The organism is Deinococcus aerophilus (genome assembly GCF_014647075.1).
Taxonomy (GTDB): domain Bacteria; phylum Deinococcota; class Deinococci; order Deinococcales; family Deinococcaceae; genus Deinococcus; species Deinococcus aerophilus.
The window spans coordinates 1-5605 of record NZ_BMOM01000060.1 but is presented as its reverse complement, the minus strand read 5'-3'; the positions used below and the strand labels follow the sequence as shown (position 1 = coordinate 5605).

Below are 5605 nucleotides of genomic sequence, written 5' to 3'. Positions count from 1 at the left end.
TGCTTTCCCATACGTTCCCTCCAGTGTGCCCTACCCTCTCAACGGGTTGGGGATTTTCTGTCGGGATTTCTGGAGCACTACCTGGTCAACGAAGTGCGGGCGCAGTGCCAGAAGAACGGACTCGGCGACCAGATGCCCTGTTACAACACCGTCAAGAGTCACATCCACAAGCTGATCAGCGCGCAGCCCAAAAAGCTCAACGGAGTGGTGCTGGGAAAGAAAGCCGCCCGCGACGCCGAACCTCGGCAGGGCACCATCGACGCCACGCACTTCGGACAGTGGCTTCACATCGACGCCACGGTCGTCGATTGCTTCGCCCTGCCTGATGGCGGCTTCGAGTTCGTCAAGGTGTACAGGAAGTCGCGAAAAGGCAAAAGCAAAACAACCAGCAACGCCGGGGCCAGGCAGGAGGCCACGCGCCGCCTCGCCTTTCGCGGGAGGCTCACGCTGATCATTGACGCCACCACCACGATGGTTTGCGCGGTGGGTCTCAACCCCGAGAGCGTTTCTGCGCATGAAACGCTGCGCACCATGGAGCGCATGATGGGCGACCAGAGCGATTTCCTGCGCGCCCTGGGCGTTGAAAACCTCCCCCCACCGATGGGCGCCCCCCTGTACTTCGTGACCGATCATGGCCGCGAATTCACCAACCGGTCTGTCGCGCGGGTCTGCAGCCGCTATGGCATCGGCGAGGCGAAACGCACCGCCGGAACGGTTCACCTCGGTGGCCTCGTCGAACGCGTGATCGGTACCGTCAACAACTACACCCACAGCCTGGGCAGCAGCGCGACTTCCAGCGTCGTCCAGCGCCGGGGCTTCGATGCCCAGGCCCACGCCCAGCTGGAGTTCCACGAACTCTACCGCTACCTGACAAGACTGATCTTCGACCGCTACAACATGATGTGCGCCCCCCTGTGCCGCCTGAACCGCCGCGACCATGCCCAGGCGCTGATCGGCGAGGGCAAATCCATGTTCCGTCCCCTCTCAGAGGAAGAACTGGTGATCCTGCACCAGGATCTGAGGCCGGTGCAAACCTGCACCCTGAGCAAGAAGGGCGTTCGCCTCAACAACCGCTTCTACGGCGGCCGGGGGCTGGATGACCTGATTCGCCAGGTTCCCCACGGCAAGATGAAGATCGACGTCGTGTACGACCCCACCGACATCCGCACCGCCCTGGGCTACGCCAATGGTCAGGGCGAGGCCATCCCCCTGACCTGCACCCAGCTCCCGGCAGACCTCCAGGACGCGGGTCCCGTCAGCGAGGACGAATTTCAGGTTGCTTACAAGCTGATCCGGGACAGCCACCGCCTGCACCGCGACCAGGCGCTGACCGAGATCGACGCCTTCAACGAGGTGATGCGCCGCAGGGTCACCGAACAGGCGACGCCACGCAATCCAAAACGCCGGGAAAAAACAGCACCCCCGACGCTGCGCCCAGAGCCAAACACCTTCTTCGCCATGACCATGGGCCCTGGCGCCGACGAGGACATCGACCTGACGCCGATCATCGACCCGCCTGGCATGCACCACAGGAGCTGAGCCATGTTGCCCACCCCCGTTGAACCTCCTGATCACGAGACCCGTGCCGGGCGCGACGCCGCCTTCAATGCATTTCTGAAGCGTGACACCGTGATCAAAGCGCGGCGCGAGCAACTGTGGCTGCCGCTCGAGAATCCCGAGCGCATCATCACCTACCTCGCCCATCTGGCCACGTCGCCGGCGCAGCACCGCACCATGGCCCCTTACCTGTCCGTTCCGGCCAACAGCGGTAAAACCCGGCTGATCCACCGCGCCCTCAAACGCATCGTTGAAGAGACGCCGCCGCCCCGCGAGGAAGCCGAGTTCGTGGAAGATGCCGACTTCACGGGGGCCGCCGGCACCCGGGGAGGCGACATCCAGCGGGCCATCCTGATCGACATCAACGGAGCAAAGAACAGCTTGCAGGTGGCGACCCGGTTACTTGAGGCGATCGGGAACATGCAGCACACGGGCAGCGCGGGCGAACGGCAGGGCCGATTTGTCAAGTTTGCCAGCAAGCTCCAGGTCAGGATCATTTTTATGGACGAGTTCCAGGAAATGCTGGGCACCCCGGGACGGGCCGAGGACCTGCTGGAACTGGTCAAGGGGTTGATGCTCAAGGGCTTCATGGTGATCCCCGTGGGCACCGAACGGGTTCAGGAGGCCCTGAAACGCAACCCCCACCTCGCCACGCGCTACACCACAGCGCTGAGCTTGCCTCCACTCACCCCCATCGAGGTCCAGAAGACCATGGAGGCGCTGGCACGGGGTTTTTCTGGCGAGACCGCGTGCATCTTTGCACCGCCGAACCAGAACACTGTTCGGGCCACCCTAGAACTGTCCAGGGGACTGCTCGGCGACGTGCTGAACCTGACCCAGCACGCCCTGGTGGACCACGCTGAACTGTCCGTCGAGAGCATCGAAAAGGCGGCTGAAACGCTCAACCTGATCCGGGCGCCCAAGAAAGACGCGTCGAAGGAAGAGTAGACGTGATCGTCCTGCGCCTGCGCCCAGGCCCCGCAAAAGACGAGGTGCTGACCTCATGGGTCACGCGCCTGGCCACCGAGCAGATGATGCGTCCGTCAAGGCTGACCAACTGCCTGGGGTTGCGCGGCTTCTGGCGGCAGGACCCCGACCTGAACGCCACTCCTGAGCAACTGGCTGGCCTCGCCCAGGCCACCCTGTGCCGCCTCGGGCAGGTAGAAGCCCTGACCCTGGCCCCCATCAAGCGGCGACTGACGGCCCGTCCTGACGTGGCCCGCCCCCCGCTGCTGGTGCTGCTGGGCCGTCATCGGGGCACCCGGAACGTCGCCGGCCATCCGGCCTGCCCCGCATGCCTGCGGGAAGGGCGCGCCTACCTGCGCTCCTGGCGTCTGGCCACCACCGTGGCCTGTCCACGCCACGGCACCATGCTGGTCGAGAACTGCCGGCACTGTGGGGCGCCCATCAGCGTCACCCGGGCCCACTTCCAGAAGGCCCAGTGCGCCCAGACACTGCCGTGGACCCCTGAACGCTGCTGGCGCTGCTGGGAACGCCTGCCGCTGGGGGGCGTAGTGCCGACGCCGGCGTTGACCCACGTCCTGGGGTTGCAGTGCCTGATGGATGCCGCGGTCCACAGCGGTGAGGCCCGGGTGGGTGACCTCAGCCTGAACGCCGCCGACCTCACTGGCTTGCTGCATCCACTGACGCATGTGCTGCTCGGACTGCGGCCAAAGGTGCCGCCCAGTGTCTTCGACGACCTGCGCGCCCCCCTGGGACTTCCCCCCGGGGTCCGCGCGGCGGGGGCGCGGCCCGTGCTGGAGTTGCTGCCGCCCGCGGACCGCTTTCAGGTGGTGGCCCTGGCCGGCTGGTTGCTGCGCGACGGACTGGTGAGCCTCCTGCCGGAACTGCGCGTCCGGGGGGTGCGCTTCACCGACCTGCTCCCCGAGTCCACCTGGCCCACGCCCGCGTGGCTGCGGGACCTGGTGCATGACCAGCTCGCCCGCCGTCCCCGCCAGCGCCGGCTCACCTCGCTGCCCACCGACTTCCAGCGGCTCACCGATGAGCAGTGGGACCGCCTCGCGCCGCTTCTCACAAGGGCGCCAGGGGCCGTGCGGAGTGGGGGACGGGCACGAGCTCCCCGCGACGTCTTCGAGGGCTTCCTGAGGCGCACCACGGCCGGGACCACCGAGGACCAGTGGAACCACATCCCGGGAGTTCCGCGCATCAAGACAACGATCACCCACCTGAAGCGCTGGGCCAGGACCGGACAGCTCGACGACGCCCTGTCAGAGCTGCTGAACCACCTGGCCGAGCATGGGCTTTCCCCCGATGAACCCACAACGTCGGCGCTGAACAGCGACCCTCCGCTGTGGGTGCGGCAAACCCTGGGGGCGCTGCTGGCTCCCCGGACCCTCTCCGTTCTCGCTCGCCTCGGCAGCACCCACCACGCCTCCCTGTGGAACGCGGCGCTGCGGCTGGGGCTTCAGGAGGTGCAAACGGCATGACCACCCCGGACCTGCGGCACGCTGGCGAAAGGCGCGACCTGCGCATCGGCCCCAAGGGCGCGCGCGACAGCGCCGCGTCGCGGGTCCACGCCTTGGACACCAGCAAGAAGCGGCTGGTGATGGCGCTGGCCGCCTCCGACGGTCCAGTGCCGGCCACCGAACTCGGCACGATGACCCGCATGATCCCCGGCTGGACGCGCGGGCACCTGTCGAAGCTGGCCGACGGGGGGTTCATCCGCCACACGCCCGATGGCTGGGTGCTCGAACACGCGGTGGTGTCTGCCGCACGCCAGCTGCTGCGCAAGGACGTCGACCTGGCCCTGATCCTGCCGGTGGAGGATGCGCTGCGGCGCATCGGCAGCTCAGACCACGAACGCCGGGTGATGCTGGCGCTGCTGGGCATCTTTCCCGGATGCTCGATCCAGCCGGGGCAGCTTCTGCGCGAGGTCTTTGATGTGGCCTTGCTGTCGCACGCTCTGGACGCAGGGGACCGGCTCTTCCTGGGCCATCCGCTGGCCCATATCGACTGGACGATCTACAGCGCGCCGACGTTGATGCCGATCCTGGCCGTGGAGGTGGACTCCGGCTGGCACGATACCCCGATCCAGCAGGAGCGTGACGGGCGAAAGAACCGCATCTGCCGCGCCGGCGGTCTTCCACTGGCGCGGGTGCGGCTGCCCCAGGGCGTCAGTGACCGGGTCGTGGAGCAGCAGTTCCAGCGCGCGCTCGGCAGGCTGGCGCGCGAGAGCCGTCTGGGCGAACGTGCCCACTTCGAACTGGCCGAAGCGTTGAGCCGGCTGTGGTGAGGGAGACCGGTATGAAAACAGACCGCCCACCGAAACCGATCCTGCTGGAACCGACCATCGCCGTGCCGGTGTACAGGCTGTCCCCCGAGCCCACAGGGTCAGGGCACCGGGTTATCGCACAGGTGATGGTCAACGGCGAGACCTGGGTGATCGTTGGTCTGGAAAGTGACCGCCTCACCACCCTGAAGATGATCCCGGAACCCTGGTAGTGCGCGTGCCCCGGACACGCATGGATTTTCCGGTGAGTTGTGCCTCCAGCAGCGGATCTCCACGAAAGGCGCCACCCTGGACGATCTCGCAGTATCCTTGCGCTCACCACGCACGAAGACAGGGGACGGACTCCACCGCCGTTCCCCTCGAAGGCCTGGACACCCAGATGGATCTCCCGTGCAGTCCGGAACATGCCACGGCAACCTGTTCCCCCGGCGTGAACACCCGGGCTCTCAGCCGCAGACAGGTTTTTGATGAGCGACCCCGTCCACACAGAACAAACCACCCCCCCACCAGACGTGCTGGGTGGTCTGGAAGCCGAGGTCCAACGTGGCGACGCCATTGTGCTGGTCTGGAACATCCAGGATGTGCAGACCCGCGCGGACCTGACTGACGAACAGGCGCGCGCCGTGCTGGCCCACGTCGAGCGTGAACACGACCCGGAAGTCGGGTTGAACTGGAGCCGGATCGACGACGCGATTCGGGCCCACGGGTTTGAACTGTTCTAGAGCCCGTTTTGGAATTTCACGCCTCTCTGGGCGAGCAAATACCATGAGGAATGGCCTCTCAGACGTATGGTTCTGA

The 5605-nt window shown here is 66.3% G+C and carries 6 protein-coding genes; all 6 read left to right on the top strand.

The genetic code is table 11. The annotated features are described in order from the left end of the window. Nucleotides 1-1539: TnsB C-terminal domain-containing protein (locus tag IEY21_RS16435; protein ID WP_188905422.1), on the top strand; the 1539-nt coding region annotated here is incomplete at its 5' end. Nucleotides 1540-1542: 3 nt separating this feature from the next. Next, entirely contained in the window at nt 1543-2505 is a 963-nt protein-coding gene (locus tag IEY21_RS16430) for a TniB family NTP-binding protein (RefSeq protein WP_188905421.1), read from the top strand. A gap of 2 nt (nt 2506-2507) precedes the next feature. Next, nucleotides 2508-4004, top strand: coding sequence for a TniQ family protein (locus tag IEY21_RS16425; RefSeq protein WP_188905420.1), 1497 nt, complete (start codon nt 2508-2510; stop codon nt 4002-4004). After that, nucleotides 4001-4810, top strand: coding sequence for a DUF2726 domain-containing protein (locus IEY21_RS16420; RefSeq protein ID WP_188905419.1), 810 nt, complete (start codon nt 4001-4003; stop codon nt 4808-4810). Before IEY21_RS16425 ends, IEY21_RS16420 begins: the two co-directional genes overlap by 4 nt. Nucleotides 4811-4821: 11 nt before the next feature. Continuing rightward, complete coding sequence (locus tag IEY21_RS16415) at nt 4822-5019, top strand: hypothetical protein (protein ID WP_188905418.1); 198 nt, start codon at nt 4822-4824, stop codon at nt 5017-5019. Between the two features lie 255 nt (nt 5020-5274). Then, nucleotides 5275-5529 (top strand): hypothetical protein, encoded by a 255-nt coding sequence (locus IEY21_RS16410; protein ID WP_188905417.1) that lies wholly within the window; start codon nt 5275-5277, stop codon nt 5527-5529. Nucleotides 5530-5605: the final 76 nt, after the last annotated feature.